19 protein-coding genes are annotated in these 21,227 nt (G+C 69.9%); 13 read left to right on the forward strand and 6 right to left on the reverse strand.

The window, feature by feature from the left end; all coding sequences use genetic code 11:
- Positions 1-93: 93 nt before the first annotated feature.
- The 3 genes from BLW32_RS13995 to BLW32_RS14005 all read right to left on the reverse strand — a co-directional run bounded on the left by BLW32_RS13995 (position 94) and on the right by BLW32_RS14005 (position 2,308).
- Complete coding sequence (locus BLW32_RS13995) at positions 94-789, reverse strand: helicase associated domain-containing protein (RefSeq protein ID WP_068741761.1); 696 nt, start codon at positions 787-789, stop codon at positions 94-96.
- Positions 786-1,559, reverse strand: coding sequence for a helicase associated domain-containing protein (locus BLW32_RS14000; RefSeq protein WP_074850579.1), 774 nt, complete (start codon positions 1,557-1,559; stop codon positions 786-788). The genes BLW32_RS13995 and BLW32_RS14000 overlap by 4 nt, the downstream gene beginning before the upstream one ends.
- A gap of 179 nt (positions 1,560-1,738) precedes the next feature.
- Positions 1,739-2,308 (reverse strand): chymotrypsin family serine protease, encoded by a 570-nt coding sequence (locus BLW32_RS14005; protein ID WP_231857375.1) that lies wholly within the window; start codon positions 2,306-2,308, stop codon positions 1,739-1,741.
- A gap of 934 nt (positions 2,309-3,242) precedes the next feature.
- On the opposite strand from BLW32_RS14005, the gene BLW32_RS14010 reads away from it, so the two are divergent.
- From BLW32_RS14010 to BLW32_RS14030, 5 genes are all read left to right on the forward strand, one after another.
- Positions 3,243-3,815 (forward strand): transglycosylase SLT domain-containing protein, encoded by a 573-nt coding sequence (locus tag BLW32_RS14010; RefSeq protein WP_231857402.1) that lies wholly within the window; start codon positions 3,243-3,245, stop codon positions 3,813-3,815.
- A 42-nt stretch (positions 3,816-3,857) separates the two neighbouring features.
- Complete coding sequence (locus tag BLW32_RS14015) at positions 3,858-6,416, forward strand: hypothetical protein (protein WP_068741758.1); 2,559 nt, start codon at positions 3,858-3,860, stop codon at positions 6,414-6,416.
- Positions 6,417-6,651: 235 nt separating this feature from the next.
- Positions 6,652-7,977 (forward strand): hypothetical protein, encoded by a 1,326-nt coding sequence (locus tag BLW32_RS14020; protein WP_068741757.1) that lies wholly within the window; start codon positions 6,652-6,654, stop codon positions 7,975-7,977.
- Positions 7,978-8,036: 59 nt separating this feature from the next.
- A complete protein-coding gene (locus tag BLW32_RS14025) occupies positions 8,037-8,339 on the forward strand; it encodes a hypothetical protein (protein WP_068741756.1) in 303 nt (100 codons plus the stop codon).
- Between the two features lie 32 nt (positions 8,340-8,371).
- Positions 8,372-8,680 (forward strand): hypothetical protein, encoded by a 309-nt coding sequence (locus BLW32_RS14030; protein ID WP_068741755.1) that lies wholly within the window; start codon positions 8,372-8,374, stop codon positions 8,678-8,680.
- Positions 8,681-8,781: 101 nt separating this feature from the next.
- Here the strand turns inward: BLW32_RS14030 and BLW32_RS14035 are convergent, their stop codons facing one another.
- From BLW32_RS14035 to BLW32_RS14045, 3 genes are read right to left on the reverse strand one after another with little or no spacing between them, the layout of a single operon-like run.
- Complete coding sequence (locus BLW32_RS14035) at positions 8,782-9,582, reverse strand: hypothetical protein (RefSeq protein WP_068741754.1); 801 nt, start codon at positions 9,580-9,582, stop codon at positions 8,782-8,784.
- Between the two features lie 12 nt (positions 9,583-9,594).
- Positions 9,595-9,960, reverse strand: coding sequence for a hypothetical protein (locus tag BLW32_RS14040; RefSeq protein WP_068741753.1), 366 nt, complete (start codon positions 9,958-9,960; stop codon positions 9,595-9,597).
- A 47-nt stretch (positions 9,961-10,007) separates the two neighbouring features.
- Positions 10,008-11,933: a DNA polymerase gene (locus tag BLW32_RS14045; RefSeq protein WP_068741752.1), complete on the reverse strand. Its 1,926-nt coding sequence runs from the start codon at positions 11,931-11,933 to the stop codon at positions 10,008-10,010.
- A 909-nt stretch (positions 11,934-12,842) separates the two neighbouring features.
- Here BLW32_RS14045 and BLW32_RS14050 point away from each other — a divergent pair.
- The 8 genes from BLW32_RS14050 (at position 12,843) to BLW32_RS14085 (ending at position 21,197) form a co-directional block, all read left to right on the forward strand.
- Positions 12,843-13,280, forward strand: coding sequence for a hypothetical protein (locus BLW32_RS14050; protein ID WP_068741751.1), 438 nt, complete (start codon positions 12,843-12,845; stop codon positions 13,278-13,280).
- Between the two features lie 48 nt (positions 13,281-13,328).
- Entirely contained in the window at positions 13,329-14,825 is a 1,497-nt protein-coding gene (locus tag BLW32_RS14055; RefSeq protein ID WP_139286162.1) for an E3 binding domain-containing protein, read from the forward strand.
- Complete coding sequence (locus BLW32_RS14060; RefSeq protein ID WP_068741749.1) at positions 14,822-15,682, forward strand: hypothetical protein; 861 nt, start codon at positions 14,822-14,824, stop codon at positions 15,680-15,682. The genes BLW32_RS14055 and BLW32_RS14060 overlap by 4 nt, the downstream gene beginning before the upstream one ends.
- On the forward strand, positions 15,679-16,452 hold the full coding sequence (locus tag BLW32_RS14065; protein ID WP_139286163.1) for a hypothetical protein: 774 nt from the start codon (positions 15,679-15,681) through the stop codon (positions 16,450-16,452). The genes BLW32_RS14060 and BLW32_RS14065 overlap by 4 nt, the downstream gene beginning before the upstream one ends.
- 260 nt (positions 16,453-16,712) lie before the next feature.
- Positions 16,713-19,403 carry a DEAD/DEAH box helicase gene (locus BLW32_RS14070; RefSeq protein ID WP_068741747.1) on the forward strand — a complete coding sequence of 897 codons (2,691 nt, stop codon included), beginning with the start codon at positions 16,713-16,715 and terminating at the stop codon, positions 19,401-19,403.
- Between the two features lie 22 nt (positions 19,404-19,425).
- The gene (locus tag BLW32_RS14075) at positions 19,426-19,914 is read left to right on the forward strand and encodes a hypothetical protein (RefSeq protein ID WP_068741746.1); all 489 of its coding nucleotides are present in this window, start codon (positions 19,426-19,428) and stop codon (positions 19,912-19,914) included.
- An 8-nt stretch (positions 19,915-19,922) separates the two neighbouring features.
- Positions 19,923-20,885 carry a DNA-binding protein WhiA gene (whiA, locus tag BLW32_RS14080; RefSeq protein ID WP_170181051.1) on the forward strand — a complete coding sequence of 321 codons (963 nt, stop codon included), beginning with the start codon at positions 19,923-19,925 and terminating at the stop codon, positions 20,883-20,885.
- Positions 20,886-21,008: 123 nt separating this feature from the next.
- Positions 21,009-21,197: a hypothetical protein gene (locus BLW32_RS14085; protein ID WP_068741744.1), complete on the forward strand. Its 189-nt coding sequence runs from the start codon at positions 21,009-21,011 to the stop codon at positions 21,195-21,197.
- Positions 21,198-21,227: the final 30 nt, after the last annotated feature.

The following is a 21,227-nucleotide window of genomic DNA, read 5'->3' on the forward strand; positions in this document are numbered from 1 at the left end:
AGGGGTGGGTGAGGCGCAATCGCGACGCGCGGACAGCGCCAGAGGTCCCCGAATGCGGGTCGCCCGGTGCCCGCGATTGGGTAGTGCTCGTGCTCACGCCGCGCGATGAGCCGGTACGTCGTGGTGGCAGCAGGCGGACGTAACCCATGACCAGTCCGGCACCGCTTCGAGCGCCGATGCGTGGTCCGGCCGGAGAAGTCCAGCGGCGTGGCGCCGGCGCTGCGCCATCACCCAGCTGCGGAGAGGGAAGCCCGACGGCGTGAAGTGGCCTGGTGCGGGTTCGCAATGCCCGTGCCGCTCGACGAACTGCGTCAGCTCGAAGAGCCCCTCGGACCAGGTCCGGTGGCGCTTGGCGAGCCAGCGCCACTCCGGAAGAGCTTCCAGCAGCTGGATCCGCTCGCTCGGGAGCATGTCCGCCAGATAGCGCTCGCGCTGCTTGACCACCCACCCGCCGAGGCAGAATCCGGAGACCGTGCGCGCCGCTACGGGGACATCGGAGGTGCCGTGCTCGTCGACGTAGTTGCGGAGCTCCTGGTAGGCGTCAATCCATCGCAGGGTGCGCTCGCCCCACGTCCAGCCCGGCAGACGTGCCAGCAACCGCTCCTGAGACGCGGTGAGAGTGCCGTCTCGATTAGCGAGACGCTGCCGGCTCACCCAGGCCCCGAGGTAGTAGCCGTCGGCGCAACGGAAGCGGACGGGGACGCGGGCGACGCCGTGCGTGTCCACGAAGCGCTGCAGGTGGCGAAATCCCTCCGCCCAGGCGTCCGCACGCATCTCCTGCGGGATCATGGCGCTGTGTCCCAGTGCCAGTTCGGGCGCTCCTCGAGCTGGACAACCTGCTCGGGTGGGAGCTCGGCGCGGTTGTGGGCGGTGCGCACAGTCGCGATCCACGCCCCGAGCGGAAAGCGGTCGCCGCAGACGTACTCGCGCGGCACGGCGCCGTGCCGTCGCTCCGTCACGAACTCGTCGAGATGCCGGAGGCCGGTCGCGAACAGCACCTGCGGCGCGGCGCGGACGGTAGTCCCGTTCCGCAGCGTGACTTCCTCCCGGACTGTGTCCGAGCTCGCGGGTGGTTCCTTCCTCCGGCGAGTCTGCGGCTCGCCCCACGTCCAGCCGGGAAGCCGTTCGAGCTCACCGATGACCCGATCCGACAGCTGCCCGCGTCGGTACGCCGCGCGGCGGCCGGCGGCCCAGGCGCCGAGGCGGAACCCGTTCGGGCAGACGAGCGCCCGCGGGATCGTGCTGGATCCGGTTCGTCGGTAGTGCTCGCGGTAGGCGGAGATCGCCTCTGTCCGTGCCTGCACGGAGGGTTGCCATGTCCATCCGGGGCATGCCTCGAGCCGGCGCGCCGTGTCGCCAGGTAGCCGGCCAGCCAGGTAGTCCCGTCGCCGGTTCCGCACCCACAAGCCGAGCCGGAACCCGCTCGCAGCGTGATACTTCGCGGGCACGCGTGAGTGTCCCTGCTCGCGAACGAACCGCTGCAGCTCCGCGAAGCCTGCCTCGTACCCGCTCTCTTGGCCCGCGCGCTGTTCGGCGCCGTCGTCGTTCGTGTCAGTCATCGGCACTGACCGATCACAGCTTCTGGCCTTGCTGGCACACCACACCTCCCGGTCGAGAATCTCTATTTTGGAGACTACCGAGAGGATCAGGGGTCGCGCAAAGGAATCCTCCGTGGGGCGGGCTCAGGCGCCGCTGACCTGCGAGTGTCGCGTCCTCTGGCGGATCGAAGCCGGCGCGCTCATCGCTTCGAGTCGGGCCCCACTACCGCCGACACCCCGAGCCGCTCGAGCGCTGGTGCGAGGTAGGTGGCGAAGTTGTCGGTATCCGTCGGCCCTCCGGTGAGCATGCCGATCGCCATGGCGTCGCCGTCTCGGTCGACCACGAAGACAGGCGCCCCCGAGTCCCCGGACACCGCCCCTCCGCCCCATTCAAGAGTCTTCTCGTCCGCGGCGATCAGCGGACCACAGGTGACCCCCGACCGGGCGCCGTTCATGCACACCGACGTCCCCTTCGGCATCGCCATGACCTGCGCGGGTGTGAGAACTCCGCGAAGCACCACTCCAGGCGCCGGCGCGAGGTCGGAAGCGCCCGCCTCACGAGCGGCGCGGGAGAGGTAGAAGACAGCTGAGTCCTGTGAAGCTCCGCGCTCGTCGAGCCCGCGCGCCGAATCCTGCAGCGGGGCGAGCCGTACGCGAGGTGTTCCGAAGGGCGTCGCCGGGATCCAGAGTGGGGCGCCTTGCTGCTGGTTGCAGTGACCCGCGGTCAGGTAGCCGAGGCTCGTTCCGCGTCGCAGAACCGGCCAGCTCACGGTGCACAGGGTCTGGGCACCCCGGCCGTCTTGGACCAGGGTCGCCCCCGGACGCGGCACCTCGGAGCTGGTGAACGCCGAAGGCCCACCTTCTCGCTGCACCGGACCGATGGCCGTCCACGGGCCGGTTGGCAGCGCATCTGCCGACGCAACACTCGGTGTAGCGACGGCCACAGATGCCGCCATGGCGAACACCGACAGCCCGGAAAGCATTTTCCGCGAGACGGTTCTCGTCCTGCGCATTGAACACCTCTTCATCGTCGTGAGGCGCAGCGTACACCGGCGCACAAGCTAGCCGCCGGGACGCAGCGTTGCGCCGCTGGTAGTCGCGCCGCACGCACTGCCGGCGTCCGGAGAGGGCTAACTTCCGCCCTCGACCCAGCCATGAACCCAGGAGATTCACATGCTCAACGGTCCGCGACCGATCCTTTCTGCCGTCGCCGCGGCGGCAGCGCTGTCCGCGCTCGGCGTAGGGCCCGCGGTCGCGGCGCCCACGCCCGCGCCCGGACCCGCTCCGGCACCACACACCTCCGGACCGTGGCAGACCAAGCCGACCCCGGCTCCGCGGCCCGGGGCGCAGCCGCCCGTGGCGAAGGTCCCCGCACCCGGCGTCGCGCCGAAGGCAACGCCCCCGGCTCCGAACGGCGCCCGACCGCCGGCTCCCACTGCTGGAGCTCCGGCTCCGGCTCCGGGCGTGCCGCCCAAGCCCCACCCCGCTCCCCCGGCTCCCGTCCAAGGCGCCGCTCCCGGGGTGGGTGCGGTTCCTCCCGCTGCTGGGCCGGGCGCGGCTGTTCCGCTCCCGCCGGCGCCACCAGTGCAGGCCGGAGCCCCCGCACCGGCTCGCCCCGGTCCCGCGGCGAGCAGCGTCCCGCAGCGGCCCGTGGTCCTGACACCGGCACCGGGCAACACGCGAGTGGTTCCCGCGGCTCCGAAGGTGGTCCCGCCCAAGTCGGCAACGGCCACAGCTCCGGGCACCGTCCACGTGCAGTCCCCTGTTCCCGGCGGACGTGACATCGAGTTGGTGCCGCCGTCGGCCACCGCGGGCTCCTCGGGCCCGGTCAGCGGTGCAGGCGCCATCGACAAGGCGGCGGTGAGCTACGACCAGCACGCGGTCGCGACCGTCACCGACGCCGACATCCAGGCGGGACTCCTCGCCGCTGGTGTGAACCCGCAACTCCTGCCCCGGTTCACCTCCGCGACGCGCATCATCATCGGCGGCGAGTCAGGCGGATCCACCAACGCGGTGAACCGCTGGGACTCGAACGCCTGGGGAGCCACGCAGGCCGATGGCGCGCCGCACAACTCCAGCCGCGGTGTCATGCAGACGATCCCGAGCACCTTCGCGGCCTACCACGCTCCCGGCACGTCGACGTCGATCTACAACCCCACTGCGAACATCGCAGCCGGCTGGCGCTACGCGAGCGACCGCTACGGGGTCAACCTCCAGACCGGCGCCGGACTCGACTCCTTCATGGCCCGGGGAACCGGCCGCGGCGTCGGATACTGATCGCACGCCCTCGAACGTCCCCTCAACGTAAGGACTCCCACCATGGCGGAGCTGACCGCGGAACAGATCGCACGCAACAACGAGATCACGACGAACTGGATCCGGTACAACGAGCTCGTCGTCACCAACCCGGATAGCCCGCAGCTCGACGCGATCCAGACGCAGATCCTCAGCGCGATCCGCGCGCGATCCGGCGAGGCAGGTGTCCGTCTGGCGGAGGCGGCGATCGCGGAGAACAAGAACCGCCCCGTCGACTTCGCCGCGCTCGAGGGCAAGCTCAACGACTCCGATTCCCGAAACGGTGGCCGCGCAGACAATCCGAAGGTTCCCGTGACCGCAGTCGCCCCACCTGCCCCGGTCGCTGCGGAGAGCCCCGCACCGCCCGCCACCAACGGCGGTGCGGGTGATCAGTTGGGCGGCTTCGGCGATACGCCGCCCGGCAACGGCACGAAGTGGCTGCAGGACCCGACGATCCTGCCGCGCGTCCCCGAGGAGTCGAAGAACTTCATCATCCGGATGGACACCGAGATCGAGTCCATGAACTTGGAGCAGTTCCGCGTCGATCCTGCGCTCGCGTGGCTGACCGGCGGTGCGAACCTGCCGACCGGGTCGAACATCTCCACCCTCGGCGACACGTGGACGGCGGCGAACAAGGTCTCCGTCGACCTGGTCAAGGCGATCGACGACCTCGAGAACGCCTTCAAGGGCACCGGCGAGTACCTGATCGACCAGCAGTACGAGCGGATCGCGCCGGCGATTGCGAAGCTGCGCGAGTCCATCACCCCGGTGAACCAGCTCCCGGGCCTGATCAGCAAGGTGGGGACCACGGCCAACGCTGGCTTCCACGAGCTGCGCGGGATCCAGCGTGGGCGGCGCCTCGCGCTCAAGGACGCCGCGGAGAAGGTCGAGAAGTACACCGAGGGCACGACGGCCGGCGAGATCGGTGAGAGCGCGGAGAGGCACATCCGCGGCCTCTACGGAGTCGCGATGCCCGAGCACTCGCTGCCCAAGGCCGACGAGGCCCGTCGCATCGGCGGGCAGATCGGGGCCCTCGCGGGATCGATCACCGTGCCGAACGTGGTCGAGGCCGAGAAGCCGAAGGTCACCGGCTCCGGGAACGGAACCGGAAACGGGACCGGCAACACCAAGATCACCGGCGGGGGCGGCGGCGCCCCGTCGAAGACCGTCGGCGGCGGCACCCCGTCGCCGAGCAAGGCCGACCCCAGCAAGACCGCGAGCCCCTCCGACAAGCCCGGCGCCGGCGCCAAGACGCAGGACCCGCTGGCCTCGCTGCTCTCCGCCCTCGGCCAGCAGGGCCAGGGCCAGGGTGGCCAGCCGCAGTCCGGCGCGCAGAACCCGGCACCGCAAGCGGCCCAGGCCGCCCAGCCGCTCGCGAACGCCGCCCAGCAGGCCGCGCAACAGGCAGCGAAGACCCCGGACGAGATGCTCAAGCAGCTCGACAAGTACCTCGCGGGCGACAAGCTCGACCCGGCCGGCAAGGGCGACCCCGCGGCGAAGGCGGCCGACGACGATCGCAAGGCGGCGACCACGGTGCCCTTCACCACGCCGGCCCCGGCCTCCGCGCAGACCGTCGGCACGGCGGGCAGCGACGCGCGCCCGCACCAGCTCGACGCCAACGGCAAGCCGGTCGACAAGAACGGCGACGGCAAGGTCGACAAGGACGCGGTCCCGCTGTCGAAGAAGACCGTGGGCAAGCCCTTCGAGCTCAGCGTGCCCGTCGACGGGAAGAACGAGAAGGTCTCCGGTGTCCCGGACCCGCGCATCGGCGAGATGATGCTGAACATGGCCGACGCCGACCCGAACAAGCCGGTCGGCGTGCTCGACGCCGCGAAGGCCGCCGGGATGCCGATCACCGCGCTCGGCGATCCGATCGACCCGGCCGAGGCCCGCGTGGGCGACGCCGTCGTCGGCGACACCGAGTCGGGCATGTACCTCGGCGACGACAAGGTCCTCACTTCCACCGGCGAGGTCAAGGCGCTCGACGAGGTCCTCGGCAAGGACGGGTTCGTCGCCGAGATCCCGCTGCCGGAGCTCCCCGAGGACGCTCCCGAGGCCAAGCCGGACGCCCCGGCCGCACCCGGCGCCGGGGATCAGCCGCCGGCGGGTGGGCAGCCGGGGCAGCCCGGTGCGCCGGCTCCCGGCGGCCAGGGATCGGAGATCCCGCCCGCGAACGGCCAGCCCCCGGCCGGCGGTGGCCAGGGTGGCCAGGGTGGACAGCCACCGGCCGGTGGTCAGCCGCCCGCGGCCGGTCAGGGTGGTCAGCCCCCGGCCGGCGGTGGCCAGCCGCCCGCGCATCCTCCGGCCGGTGGTGGCCAGCCTCCGGCCCCGGGTGGAGCGCAGCCTCCCGCGGGCGGCGGTGGCCCGGCGCCGAGCACCGTCGGCACCGGCTCGCTCGATGTGCCCGGCGCCGCCCCGGCCACCGACGCCAAGCCGGCCGACCCGCCGGCCGCGGCGCCGCCCGCGGACCCGAAGCCGGCCGATCCGAAGCCGGCGGCGCCCGAGCCGTCGCCGGTCGCCGAGGTCAAGCCGGCGGCCGAGGTGCCGCGTGAGGTCCCGTACGAGGGACGCGCGCTCGGCTGAGGCACACACACGGACAGGGGCACCCGCTGCTGACGGGTGCCCCTTTTCATGAACCTGTGTTGTTCATCATGCGCCACAGCCGAGCACTGCGTCGAGGACGCGACACCTGCAGGTAGATGGCGCATTGGAAGGCGCAAGAGCGCGGAGCAACCGCATCGTTGACGCACCGGCATGCCCTGCCTCCGCCTTCGCGCCCGACTCGTCTCCGCGGGTCGGGCCGGGCCATCATCGGCGCATGATCGATCCCCGACTGGCGGCCGTGCTCGCCGATACCGACGCACCCACTACGCCGTCTGCGGACCACGTCCCCGCCCCCGCCGCACATCTGAACGGCACCGACGAAGAGACGGCAGCGGTTGCCAGCTCCGAAGACGCTGAAGAGCTGGAGCCGGAAGAAGCCATCGAGATCGCGGTCGCAGTCGACCCGAAGCTCACCAGCGTCGCCGAGGCCGTGAAGGGAGGCGTGTCCGCCTCGGGCGGGTCGGTCAAGGCCTCCACCTCCCTCCGCGCGGAGATGAGCAGGGTGACCTCCCCCAGCGACCTCACCGAGGCGAACGCGGATCACCGCACCATCGGCGGCTGGCTCACAGTCGACAACTCACTCACCGCTCCGGTGACGTCGACGAGCCCCTACTTCACGCTCTCGCACTGGCACTGGCTTGCCGCGAAAGGCCTGATCCAGCAGCTGCCGGCCGACTTCGGTCCGACCCTCCCCCGGCTGGACCTTTCCGAGGGTCAGATCGTCCACGATCTGACCCAGATGGAGGCGCTGGACCGGTCAGGAGCTCTGACCAGCGAAGCGAAGGCGATGTTCGACGCACTCTCGGGGCTGGCCGATGTCACGGTCTCGGGCATCGTGCTGCTGCGCTACCTGCGACGGACCGGGGTGGAGATCCCCTCGGTGATCAAGGAGTTCAACCTCGAGAAGGCCGTGCGGCACATCCCGAGGGTGACCTTCCGTATCGGGGTCACCGCCAACGAGGTGGTGTGTGCTCTGCTCAACAACTCGACCTTCTCGATCACGCGCAGCTACCGCGTTGCCGGCGCCGCGGAGGACGCCGCGAGCGCGCTGCTCGACCTGCTCGATCCGGACCGCCAGTGGCAGCCGTACCCCCTGAAGGCCCCCGTGGTGCTCCCGGCCGCGACGATCCGGTCGCTCGCCGCCGACCCCGAGACCGGCACGGTGATCGACACGGATCCCGGCGAAGACGCAACAGAGGACGAGCGGGAGGACGACGCGGCGCGTCGCAAGGCGATTCGCACGGCCGTGACGGCCGCCGCCACTGCAGTCGATGTTCCCTCCACCGCCGCTGCCGCTCTCGCAGACATCGGCTCCGCCACGGTGCACGCATCCGCCGAGATCACGGTCGCTACCAGCGCAGTTGATGTCTCCCGGGCCGAACCCGCAGCACTCGCTATGGCGTTCCTCACCGGCAAGGGGCTGGTCCTGTCCTACCCCCGCGGAGAGGGAGCGACCAAGCAGATCGTCTACGCAGGAGGCACCGAAAAGCGCATCGAAGAGGCAATCGAGACTCTCCGTGCGTCTTTTGCTGGTGAGTAGTTTGCGCGCGTGCGCTACCATAGCTCTGACCGATCCACGATCACGAACCGGAGGACACCATGGGCGGACAACTGGTCGGAATCGACCCCGCAACGGCGGAGACGATCTGCAAGAACCTGGACCACAGCATCGAATCCATCGACACCCAGAAGAAGGCGATCAAGGTCCAGGTGGACGAGCTCGCCACCAAGAACTACGTCTCGGCGACCACGGCCGCCGCGCGCAACCGATTCGACACCGAGTCGGACCCGCAGCTGACCAAGCTCCTGAACACGGCACGCAGCGCCGTGACGGGGACGCGCGAGGTCATCCGCGTCCAGATGGAACGCCAGCAGAGCCACGCCGGCGCCGTCAACGGCTGACCGACGCCACCGACTTCTAAGGAGCTAAGAACATGACGACCCCGAACCTGAGCCTGAACGTCGAAGGCGCAACCGCCAACGGCACCGCGATCAGCAAGTCCGGCAGCATCATCGAGACCGACGCCGCTACCCTGCTCAAGGAGTACGGCAAGCTCGCCGGCGCCGTCCAGGGCATCGCGATGGACTCGGCCACCGAGTTCTCGCAGCAGCAGAACGCCGCGGTCCTCAGCGTCCGCGAGACCGTCAACAAGGTGAACATGGCCGTCTCCGAGGCGAAGTCCGACACCGTCGGCTACGACCGGAGCGGCGGAGCAGCAAGCAAGGTCACCGGTCAGGGCTAAGCCTGAACCAGGCCCCAGCGGCGCCCTCCGGCGCAGATCGAGGCCCCGACACCGTCCTCACGCGGTGTCGGGGTCTTTCTGCATCTCCGGGGTGCGCAGACTCACGCCGCAGCTGCGACTCCGGGGCCCAGGGCGCTCGGGGCCGCGGCGGCGGTGTCCGCGATCGCGCCCTCAAGCCAGGAAGGGAGCATGCGGCACGGGCCCAACCGCATCACTGTGCCGCCCGCGAGCCTCGTGGGCGGCACTGGAACCACCAGCTCGCTCGACGTCACGGTGCAGCCGCCTACCGTGAAGGCCGCCGCCGGGAGTGGCTCGGCCGCAGGCGGTTCGCCCGCGGGTGCCATCGCCGACGTCCGGAACAGGTAGATCCCACCGCCGGGCATTCCCGACAGGAGCAGAGTCGGGGCAGTGTGCGCTTCGTGCGGATCGCCGCTCGTCTCGACTGCCCACTGCCGCCAGGCGCTCATCGCGCCAGCGTCCGGCACAACGACCGCCGCCATCCGCGACCGCCCGACGTGGATGCCCGCGCCGGCGCACACCGCTCCGGTCTGGGCCAGCCGGAGGAAGTTGTCCTTGCCGACGGCGCGCGTCACGCGCCGGAAGTAGGCACCGACCCGAGCGGTGATGCGCTCAGGAAGCACATCGACGGTCTCGAAGCCCGCGAGCTTGCCGGTGGTCTCGCGCGGCATCGCGGTGCCGGCCGGGTACTGGGTCGCCAGGGCCGCCAGCTTGGCGACGTCCTCGTCGGTCAATGCACCGGTGTTCGTGACGCTCGGACCGAGCATCGTCGTCGCGCACCCCTCTGCGTTGAGCGCCTTCAGATAGCGGGTCCAGAGCACGGCTGGCGAACGCGGGTCGAGGCCCGCTCCGAGCAAGCCGGCGATGGGGTCGGATCCGAGCATGGTGTTCTCCTCTCAGAACTGGTTGAGCAGGTCTGCGTAGCGTCCGTCGAATCCGTCGGCGAACAGGCTCGCCATGTCGGAGTTCCGCTCCGGGTCGAGCATCGCCTGACGATCAACGAGGTAGCGGACCTCATCGAGGAAGTCGGCCTTGGCGGCGTCGTCGATCAGGTGGTGGTGCCGGAATCCGTCCAGGTTGTACTGCGCCGACATGGACAGCGTCTGATGGAAGAAGTAGTACGCACGCTTAGTGAGCTTCGAGGGGTCGAGCCCGGACTCGAGGAACCGGACAGTGGCGTTGACAGTCAGCGCCTTATCGTCGGCGGTGTGGAACTTCGTGGCAGCGAACATGTCCGCCGTCGCCTTGGGGTGGCTGGGCATTCTGAACTCCCGGTGTCGGTGGCTGGTCGGATAGTGAGGAGCGGTAGCTAGACGTACTCCCAGCGGGAGCCCATGTCTTGGACGTCCACAGCGAGGAACGCCTCCATACCGTGGAACTCGGCTACCGACGCGAGGAACGGTGGCGGCGTCGACATGACCTCGCGCACCTCCTCCTGAACCTCCTTGTCGGCGATGATCTCGTCGTGCATCCAGAGGTGGACGTGGTCGGAGAGGCCACGTCGATCGCACTCGAGGATCGAGTAGTGCATGATGTCGAGCGCGCTTCCCTGGCAGAAGTGGTTGGGCGCGACGCGATCCTTGACCTCGATCACCTCGCGGCCGTCGATCTTGAACCGCAGGATCTGGTCGGCCACGCGCCCTGAGAGGGTGGTGACGTGCCCGGTCGCTTCGGACTGTTGCTTGAGGTTGTCGATCAAGCGGTACGGGATCGGCAGGGAGCGGCGGATCTGCTGCTGGACGTACTTGGCGCGCTCGATGGTCCAGCCGTACTGCCGGGCGGCCGCGGCGTGGCCCTGGCCGTACATGTCGGCGAGCATCTTGCGTTTGGCGAGCTTGCGGTCGACGCCCGCGACCTGGCCGACGGGCTCGTACGGGTCCTTGCCGGCGCGCATGTCGGCGATGAAGCCGCGGTCGCCCGCGGCGGTCGCGAGGACGACGGGCTCGATCGACTTCCAGTCCGCGGAGATCAGCTGGTGGCCGGGGTCGGCGATGATGACGCCGCGGGCCTCCTTCGGGAACTGCTGGATCTCGGGCATTGCCGCGCTCATTCGTCCGGTCGCGTGGGCGCCGAGGATCTTGATCTCCGGGTGTAGGCGCCCGGTCGGGCCGGCGTTCTCCACGACCTTCTGGACGTAGCCGACGACCTTCTCGTTGTTCGCGACCGTTCGGTGAGCCACCGCCAGCTCGGAGGTGAGTACGGCGTCCTCATCCGTGAAGATCGCGAGGTGCTCCTTGGCAGAGGAGAGCTGTCCTCCCTTGGTCAGCGGCCAGGGCTGGGGCAACTTGCCCTGACTCTCGAGCACGGCGACGAGGTCGCGACCCACGCCGGGCCTGATCCCGGCCTCGGTCAGAATCCGCGCAGCGGATTGCGTGGCCTCGTCCGTCTCGTCGTGGACGCGCTGAAGGAAGTCCGGGTCGATCGCGTAGCCGCGGGCGGTGCGCTCAAGGACGATCTGGTTGACCTGCTGCACCTCCTCGACGACGCGCTCGGCGTCCTGTGCCGACAGGACCCCCTTGCCGCCGAACCCAAGTGCGGGCGCGGTGAGGTGCCGCGCTGCGACGGTCATGATGCCCTCGCCGTGCACGCCAGGAGTCCCCCACAGACGCAGGGTGGCGACGGTGTCGGACATGGCGCCGACTGCGTACGTGGGCGTGTCGATGTCGGTGGCCCACCAGCCTTCGCTCTTCTTGAGTCCGCGGACGCTGAAGACGTCCTCCATCGTGAGCCGGTCATCGCTCATCAGCTTGTGCGTCGTGGCGAGCTCGCCCAGGCCGCGCTGCCCCTTGGAGTTGGTGCGCACCATCCGAGAGGCGACCAGCGTGTCGCCGAGCTTGCGGATCTGCCCGCGGGTGATCAGCCGGTGCGCGTACAGGGGAGCAAGGTCGTAGGCGGCGCCGTGAAAGACGATCCGCGACGCGTGCTCGAAGACCCGCTCCAGCTTGCGGGCGTGATGTGGGCGCCTGAGCGGATCGAAGAGCATCGAGATCGTGTCGCCTCCGAGCTTGAACGCGACGGTCACGCAGGTGATCGAGAACTTGTTGACGTCCAGGCCGCGCGACTCGATGTCCGCTGCCACAGTCGATGGAGCTGAACGGCAGAACTCGTCGATCCAGGTGTCCATCGCGGCATCCGCCGTGACGAGGTAGGCCCCGACCATGTGGTCGTAGAAGGCGAACTCGACCGCGTTCACACGCGGGAGATTGATCGCCGGGACGGCGGGCTCGACAAGCATGCGCCCCATTCAACCGGCGAATCGGAGGAACGCAAGTGCGCCCCCTGCGACACGCCGGATGCACCTCCGCATCAAGCCCTGCTCGCCGCCACGGTGAGGTCGAACGTGTCGACAGTCGGGAGGTATTCCGTTCGAACCATGTCAGCGCCGTGGATGCGCTCGCCGGCGGAATCGTCCCTCGCAGGACCGAGAACGCGCCGCCTTCACCTGCGAAAACTGACAGCAGAGTTCAGAGTCCGACGTAGACGTGCTGCGTTTCCCCGCGGTCGCGCGAGAGGGGGGTCCCTCTGAGGGAAGGGGCAGCACTTCCAGCGCGCCGCGATCGACAGTTGCAATGCCAACGATCGAGAGAACATATGCGAAGAACCTTTTCATTAGCAATGATAATTACATAGGACTACCAGCAGAGATACGTCTGATCGCGAAACACGATGCGCGAACGTTGCAATAGACGAAATCAGACATGTGTGCGGTCGAGAGGAGGGTCCCCCCGCTCCCGCGACGGTCGAGGAAGTCTGCAGCTACGAACAGAACTTCCAGTCTCGTTGTCAGTTTGCGCAGGTCATCCGGGTGCGGATCGTGGCGCGGTCGACACAACTGCGCCCAGCCGGAAGCACCGGCTAGTGACTCGTATCTATGTTCGAGTGATAGCGAATCATTAGTACGCTTCGAGCAGACCGTGGAGCTGGTCGAAGCGTCCAGGTCTTCCCGCGCGCAGAACTTGTCGGTGCGTCTTGGTACACCATTCGTGACCGCGTTGCGTCTTTCGTTGCGCTGGTCGTGGCGGCGCACTACAGTCACCATCAGGCCCGGATGACGGTGCCTGAACCGTGATTGCTTCGCCGCCGACGCACAACACGGTTGCGCTCACCCGGGCGCCCGACCAACCACATGAAGGGCAGGTTTCTGATGACCGCCACGCTCGACACCCCCGCCGCCCCGCCCGCCGTCGTGCAGGCGCCCGGCCAGCCCACCTTCCAGGCCACGCTCGTCGAGCTCCTGGCTTCCCAGGATGACGCGGCGCAGGTGCTCGCCGATCTGGTGCTCGCCGTCGCCGCCGCGCGCCCCAACGCCGCCGAGCAGCTCCACGTCCTCCGCGTCGTGAAGAACGCGTGCAAGCGTGACGAGGATCGTGACGCGGGCCCGCGGCAGGCCCTGCTCGACGCCGTCATCGCTCAGTACGGCCAGGTGCGCGCGGGCGACTACGGCAGCTTCCGGATCTCCCCGACGCAGGGTCGCCGTGAGGTCGACTACGGCCGGCTGATGGACCGCTACCCGAGCGTGTATGCCGACGTCGTGACGACCGGGCCCGACGGGTTCCAGATCAAGTGCACCCCCTCGGCCTGAGCATTCTGCCCGCCGCCCATCCCTGACCAACCACCGAAGAGGATTCACGTGACCACGACCTTTCCCCCGTCGAACATCGCCCCGCCGAGCGCCGTTCCGCCGGCCGCAGTTCCTCCGGCGGCTGCACCGCCGGCCGCCGCGGCTCCCACGGCCGCGGCCGTCCCTCCCGTGACTGCGGCGCCGGTCCCCGCGGCGGTCGTGCCCGCAGCGGTCGCACCGGCGGTTACCCCCGCTGCGGTGCCTCCCTCGGCGGGTGCGCCCGCTGCCACTCCCCCCGCGGGCGCGCCGCTGCAGGACGTCAGCCATCCCGCCGCTGTCGCGGCTCCTGTCACGGCGTCCGTGCCCGCGCCGCTGCCCGCGCCGGTCGACCCGTCTCGCACGGCGCTGACCGCCGAACCGCAGCCCGAGCCGCTGGCGACGTCCGCGATCGTCGGCATCGCGCCGACGACTCCGCCTCCTACCCTCCCCGCGGCCGTTGCGCCGGCTCCCGAGGTGGCACCGGCCGCAGTTCCCGCGACCGGGCCGGCGGCGGCTCCGCCCGCGGCCCCTTCGGTGCAGACCGAGACCGCGTTCACCGGCGCGGCCGCAGGCGTCGCTCAGGCAGCTGCGCCGGTGGACTTCACCGCGGCCCTGGGTGCGCAGCTGCCCCCGGTCGCTTCCGCGGTCGCGGATGGCTACGTTCCAGACCAGCCCGCGATGCCGGTCACGCCGGTCGAGGCGCCTCCGGCCGTGCCCGTCGCGTCGACCGACAAGCCGGCGGGTGGCAGCGCCAAGGCCGCGGCGACCACCATCACCTTCGCCAAGCGCCACAACGTCGACCTCGACTTGGTGACGGGTACCGCGCCCGGCGGTCGCATCAAGAAGACCGACGTCCAGGCCTACATCGCCGCGCGCAACGCTGCCGAGGCCGAGGCCGCCGCCTCGGCAGAGAGCGCGGCGCCGGCAGAGGTGTCCGCGCCCGCGTCGACTCCGCTCGAGAGCTCCTCGACGGCGGAGTCGGGCTCCGTGGCGGCGACTGCTCCCGCCGAGCCCGCTCCCGCCGAGGTTCCGGAGGCGGTGGAACCGGCCGCCGCGCAGCCCGCGGCCGCGGTCGACCCGGCGCAGGACGCGCAGCTCGAGGCACAGCGCGCAGCTGCGCAGGTGATCGCGGAGCAGGAGGCCGCCGCGCAAGCAGCCGCCGACGCCCTCGCCCTCGCCCAGGCGCAGGCAGCGGCCGCGCAGGCGGAGCAGGCAGCCGCGGCGCAGACCGCCGCCCAGGAACCCGCGCCCGCACCCGTCGTCGAATCGCCCGCCCCGCCCACTCAGGAGGTCCCCGTGCCCGAATCCCCCGCCGCCACCGCGGCCGTGCCCGCCAACCAGGTCAGGATCTCGGCCGACAGTCTCGTCGCCGCCGGCCGCGTCCTCCGAGGCGGCGACACCGAGGACCTCAAGCAGCTCGCCGCCAGCGTGATCACCGGCGTCGAGATCGTCGACGCCGAGCTCGTCATCGCCGGCGGCGTCTCGATCCTGGTCACCCTCGGCGCCATCGCGACGGTCGCACTGTGACGGCGACGTTGGACTCCGCGATCGCCGAGATGTTCGGCGACTTCCTCAACGACCCGATCCCCGACCAAGAACCCTTCACGCCGAGCGAGTCCGACCTCGCGGAGGCGGCTGCATGGGCCACCAGCCGGGCCGAGGTCGATTCGTCCGCGACGCGTGTGCCGGTGCGCGTAGCGCCGCTGATCCTCTCTTCGAACGAGGGTAGGACGACGGTCGACGAGCAGCCGCCCTCGATGTTCGCGATGGACCTACAGCTCCTCGTGGACTACACGCGCACCACCGCGCAGCGCGCGGCGAACGCCATCCGTGACGACAAGGTCGAGTTCGTCGACCACCCTCACGAGCACAGCGATGAACCCGGCCGTCCCTGCGTCCGCTGCGCCGTGCTGGGGCGTGCCACGCATCGCACGCTCGCGCAGGCGCTTCTGGAGATCCTCGAGCTCACGGGCAGCGGAGAGGAGTGGAACTCCTCCGAGCGCTGCAACACCGAGAACGCCGTCAGCCGGATTCGTGATCTGGCCAAGACGATCTCGGCCAACACGCTCGAGGAGCTCTACGGCGAGCACTGGGGCGAGGTGATGCTCGCGGCCCTGCGGATCGAGAACGCCGACTTCGAGCTCCTGCACTACCTGGCGCGCAAGCACCAGCCGACGCGCGTCCTCACGGCCGCGCACACGAGGGAGTCCCTGGCGGCCTACCACCTGGCGGTCATCGTCACTCCCAGGCGCAAGCGAGACGGCACCCCCGCCCCGTCGATGGTCCGTGGCGCCGTAGCGCTCCGCATGGCGATCGCCGCGGCGCGCACGTCCCTCGGCGCCTCCCCGGAGTGGCTGGACCACCTACCCGAGCCGGGGCTGTGACCGCGGCAGCGACCGCCATACCTGCGATGGGCGCGGGACAGCCCGCCGACACCCTGATCCCTGTTCCTTCCGGCTTCGTCCGGCTCGCCGACCTCCTCACCGGCGACTCGGTGTTCAGCGCCGACGGGGGCACCGTCGACGTGCTGGAGGTCGGCGATCTCGGGTGGCGGGAGACCGTGGCGGTCACTTTCGACGACGGCGCCACTGCACGTGTCGTCCACGAACATCCGTGGCTGGCCCGCGACGCGGCGACGGGCACGGACGCCGTGTACCGGACGGCGGACATCGCACCGCACCTGCACCTCGGGGACGGCGCACCGCGGTGGAGCGTCCCGCTCGCGCACTCAGTGGGCTTCCGGGGCATCGCCCTACCGATCGACCCGTACACCTTCGGCGACGAGATCCGGCAGGGCTTCACGACCGCCGAGTCCGAGTTGCTCCCCTACCTGACCGCCGAGGACGGCGACCGGCGCGAGGTGCTCAACGGGCTGTTCGCCGGGAAGGGGCACATGCCTGCGTCGGCCGGCGACCTCGCCTGCGCGAGCGCGGCGTCGCTGATGCGCTCGACCGGCGCAGTCCCGGTATTCGAGAAGGCCGGGTTCGGGTGGCGGATGACTCGCCGCGCAGGCGTGCGCCGCAGCGTCCTCTCGGTCACCGATGCCGGCCCGGCGCAATGCCTCTCGCTGCTCCTTACTGATCGCGCGGCCATGTACGTCACCGGCGCCGACTTCGTTCTCACATGTGCACTGCGACCGGAAGGAGCTGCGTGACACTCGCGCAACTGCCCAACGCGGCGCCGGCGAACGCACCCCGCCAGCTGCGGGGCTACCAGGTCGAGGCCGCAGATGCTGTCGATGACGCCACGCTGCTCGGGGTACGCGGACCCGCGGTGGTGCTGCCGACTGGGTCGGGCAAAAGTATCCCAGGTTACGTTTTGGTCCCCACCCCGTCTGGCCTGCGCAAACACGGCGAACTGAAGGCAGGTGACCGCGTATTTCACCCGTCCGGGACGCCAACGCAGATCCGGGGCGTGTACCCGCAGGGCACGCTCCCGATCTGGCGCCTGACCTTCTCCGACGGCACATCCGCGCTCGCCAGTGGCGACCACCTCTGGCACGTGTGGCGCCGCAAGCGCAAGCCTCGCGTGATGACGACGGTGCAGCTCGCCGCCACGGACCTCATCGACGAGACCGACAACGGCGGCTACCGCTGGCGGATCCCGATGACCGCACCGGTCCAGTACCCCGATCAGGAACTGCCCATCGACCCATACACCTTGGGTGCCCTCATCGCGAACGGCTATCTCGCGGGCCCGACTCCCGCGAGCGTCAACCTGACCACCCCCGACGAAGAAGTCCACGCCCGGGTCCGGTTGTCCTACTCCGTCCAGGCGAAGCAGTACGGCGCGTATTGCCCCCGAATGTCGTTCGCGCGCGAGCGCGACCTCTACGAGGCGCTCGGCGACCTCGGCCTGCGCACTCTCAGCGCCGGCAAGTTCATCCCGGACCCGTACCTCGAGGCGTCCGTCGAGCAGCGTGTCGCGCTGCTCCAGGGCCTCATGGATGGCGACGGATCGTCGCGCGGAGGCGGCCGACGCTCGATCAACTACCACACGACCTCCCGGCGACTGGCCAACGACGTCCAGCGTCTCGTGTGGTCTCTGGGCGGCACCGCGGGCGTCTCCTCGAAGGATCGGACCCAACCCACCACCGGCAAGCGGTACACCGAGTTCCAGGTCAACATCCTCCTGCCGACCACCATCGAGCCCTTTCACAGCTCCCGCAAGAAGCGCACCGATCAGCCGCGGCGTACCTTCGAACCCCACCGCTCGATCGTGTCGATCGAGCCGGCCGGCGACGCCGAGTGCCAGTGCATCTCTGTCGAGGCCGATGACGGGCTCTACGTCATCGGCGAGGAGCACATCGTCACGCACAACACGACGGTGATCGCCGAGCTCGCGAAGCGCGAGATCGCCGCCGGCGGCCGTGTTCTATTGATGGCGCATCGTAACGAACTCATCGAACAGATGGCCGATGCCTGTGTGGCTGTGAATCCAGCAGGTCCGCCGCCCGCGCTGATCGGCGGCCCGCACCGCGGCGATCCGGGCGCCCCCATCGTCTCGGCCACCGTGCAGTCGCTGCAGAAGGAGGCGTCGCTCGAGCGCATCGGCATGCGCGACCTGGTGATTGTCGATGAAGCGCACCACGCCCCAGCCAACACGTACCGAAAGGTCCTCGACCACTTCGAGGCTCTTGGCGGGCGACGCGTCGGCTTCACCGCCACGATGGTGCGACACGCGCCGACCACCGGTGAGCGCCCCCTGCGCGAGATCTGGAACCAGGTCGTGTTCGAACGCGATGTGCTGTGGGCCATCGAAAACGGGTTCCTCCTGCGGCCCGAGGGGGTAACGGTTGATCTCCCCGATCTCGACGTGTCCTCGCTGCACGTCGGCGACGGCGAGATCACCGACAGCGAGGCCGAGGAGGCGATGCTCCGCGAGACGACGCTCAACGCCACCGTCGAGGCCGTCCTCGAGCGCACCGGCGACATGTCGACCATCGTCTTCGGCGCCTCGATGGAGCACTGCAAGAAGCTGGCGGAAGCGCTGGTCGGGCTCGGCGTATCCGCCGAGGTAGTGGTCGGCCCGACCACGGTCAAGGAGCGCCGCGGGATCTACTCGAGATTCCGCGCCGGCAAGACGCGGGTCCTCGTGACCGTCGACGTGCTCACCGAGGGAGCAGACTTCCCCCGGTGCGAGGTGGTCGTCCTCGCGCGGCCGACGAAGAGCCAGATCCGGCTCGTACAGTGCGTGGGCCGGGGGCTGCGCCCGCACACCTTCGAGGACGGGCGCGTCAAGGAGCGCGCGCTGGTCGTAGATCTCGTTGGCGCCGGAACGCTGGGGCTGATCGTCAAGACCCAGCTCGACCCCCAGCGCCGCGAGCAGCAGGAAGAGGACGAGCTCAGCCTTGGTTGCGGATGCATCCAGCCCTGCGCCGGAGACTGCGAGTTCTCCTGCACGGGCGTCGGGTGCGACTGCCGCTGCAGCTGCGCGGAGATCGAGGCCGGCGAGATGCCGGCCCTCGAAGCGGAGCCGACCGTCCCCTGCACGTGCACCTGCCGCCTCGCGTTCAGCATCTGCCGATGCGGATGCGTGTGCGACACCCACCGCGTGGATCCGCTCGAGACCTTCGACCCGGTCTCCGGCACCGTCGTCGCGACGGAGAACCTGCGCGTGAGCGACTCGAAGTGGTCCACTCGCACGGCCACCGTTCGTTGGACGCGGCACCCTCGGGGTCTGGTGCGGCCGGTCTACAAGATCGACGGGCGTCGCGGCGCGATCATCCTGGCGGACATGCGCGGCGTGCCCGGAACCGAGCCGGGCAAGGACTGGGGCTTCGGCTTCTTCGACTCGATCGTGCGCCGGATGTTCTGGATCAGCACCACCGGCGAGTGGGTGGAGCCGGGGCCGCAGGCCTACCTCATGGGGATGAGCTTGAGCGAGGCGGATGCCGCCGCGGAGCGGTTCTTCCCGGGGCATCTCCGCGACGCCTCCCGCGGCACACCCGGCGCCGCCGATGTGGGCCTGGCCGAGCGGCTCGGAGTCGCCGATGCGCGGAGCCTCGATCGCCGGGACCTGGCCGACATGATCGCGTTCGCGCAGGCCGACTACTGGATTCCGCTGTTTGATGTCCCCGACGCGCCGCAGGTTCCCGCGGCGTGACCCATGACCAGAAGGAGGTTCGATGACGACCACGATGAACGCCGCCCACCGCCGGCTCGGCGATCAGTACCGTGCGCTGCTGCGCGACCCTGCGTGGGTCCTGGCTGCCGACGAGGAGGACCTGCGCAGTGCCGTGCATGCCCTCGCCTGGCGCAACGAGAAGGGGCTCATCGCCGCCGTCTGCGCCGACCGGCGCTCCTGCGAGAAGATCCGTCCCGTCGCGCGGCTGGTGAAGGCGGAACTGACCGAGCTGGCCTCACGCGCGTCGGGAGCGCCGCGCACGGCGGACTCCCGGGAGCGCAACCGCGCGCTGGCGCGGCGGCGCGCGGCCGTGAACACGCTCATCGAGGCGCTCAACGCCGCGCGCTCCGATCGCACCGCCGCGTTTCATCCGTTGGTGGACGCAGTCGCTACGCACCGGCGCGAGACATCGCCTGACGAGGCATCCGACGCCGACCGCGCCCTGTGGAGCGCCCTTGCGTCGATCGAGCACGGAGCGACGCGAGCATGAGCACGGGTGTGAGCGACCTTCAGGACGACCTCCTCACCGAGCTCGCCCAAGGCAACCAGCCCGCGCCGGGGGACGAACTGTTGACGCGCGCAGAGCTCGTCGGAGCGCTTCGCGTCGCGGACGCCCTAGTCGTCCGAGGCGGACGCGTCGAGTTGGAGGCGTCGACGCCGTTCGAGGCACCGGCCCGCCGACTCAAGGCGCTCCTCTCCCTCGCCTTCGACGATGCTCATGTCGTCATCGAGCGCGCGAAGCGCAAGCCTTCAGGGTTCACCGTCAGGGTTCGAGAGGGCGCCGACGTCGCTCGCCTGCTCGGCCTGATCGACAAGGCCGGCCGGCCGGTGCAGGGGATGCCTCGAAGGATCGTCAGCGGCAGCGCTGGCGAGATCACGGCGGCGCTGCGCGGCGCGGTGCTGATGCGGGGCGCTCTGACCGTGACGCCTCGAGCCAACACCACCGGCATGCTCGAGATCGGCACTCCTTGCCTGCCCGCTGCGATGGCTCTTTCAGGGTTCGCGCGGCGTCTCGAGATCGATGCGTCCTTGCGCACGGTTCCGTCCCGCGAGGGCAAGTTCGAGGTTCTGCGCGTTCGAAACGACGCGGCACTCGTGCGCGCGCTGGACACGCTCGGTGCGCCCGGGGCCGCAGTCGCGTGGCGCGAGAGGGTCGCCGATCGCGCACAGTCCAGACACCAGACGCGCGTGGCCGACTTGCGCGCGGCGAACACCTTCCGTCATCTCGCGTCCGCCGAAGAAGCTGTGCGCGCAGTGTTGCACGCCTTCGAGGTCCTGGGCGACGACGTGCCACCGATTCTCGTTGAGGCTGCCCGGCTCCGGGTCGAGCACCCGAAGCTGACCCTCTCGGAACTCGGAGAGATGGCCGAGCCGCCGTTGTCGAAGGACGCGGTCGCGGGCAGGATTCGCAGGCTGATTCGACTCGCTGCGCGTGCCGACCGCCTTCAGCACGCGGCGTGAGCTGCGCATGTCGCGTCCCTGTGGGCCTCGAGCGGCGGCGCATCTGCGCTTCCCCGCCGAGTGGCTCTCTAACCAGAGACGCTGTAGTCTCTATTTTAGAGACTCGAATGGGAGGAGGCGACGGTGACCGAACCGCACAACATCTTCATGCTCGGGGTATTCGCGTTCGCGATCGGCATGGCCGCGGCCGCCGTCGAACCCAGCGCCCCCGGGGCCCCGGCGGTCATCCGCGTGTGGTCCAGCCTGATCGCCCGCGTCTTGACCGCGGCCGGCGGCGGCGCGATGGCGACGTCGCTCATCGCCGCCGCATGAGGCCGGAGCCTCAGCCGCACAGGGGGTTGT

The sequence above is a fragment of the Tsukamurella tyrosinosolvens genome, assembly GCF_900104775.1.
In the GTDB taxonomy this organism is placed as follows: Bacteria; Actinomycetota; Actinomycetes; order Mycobacteriales; family Mycobacteriaceae; genus Tsukamurella; species Tsukamurella tyrosinosolvens.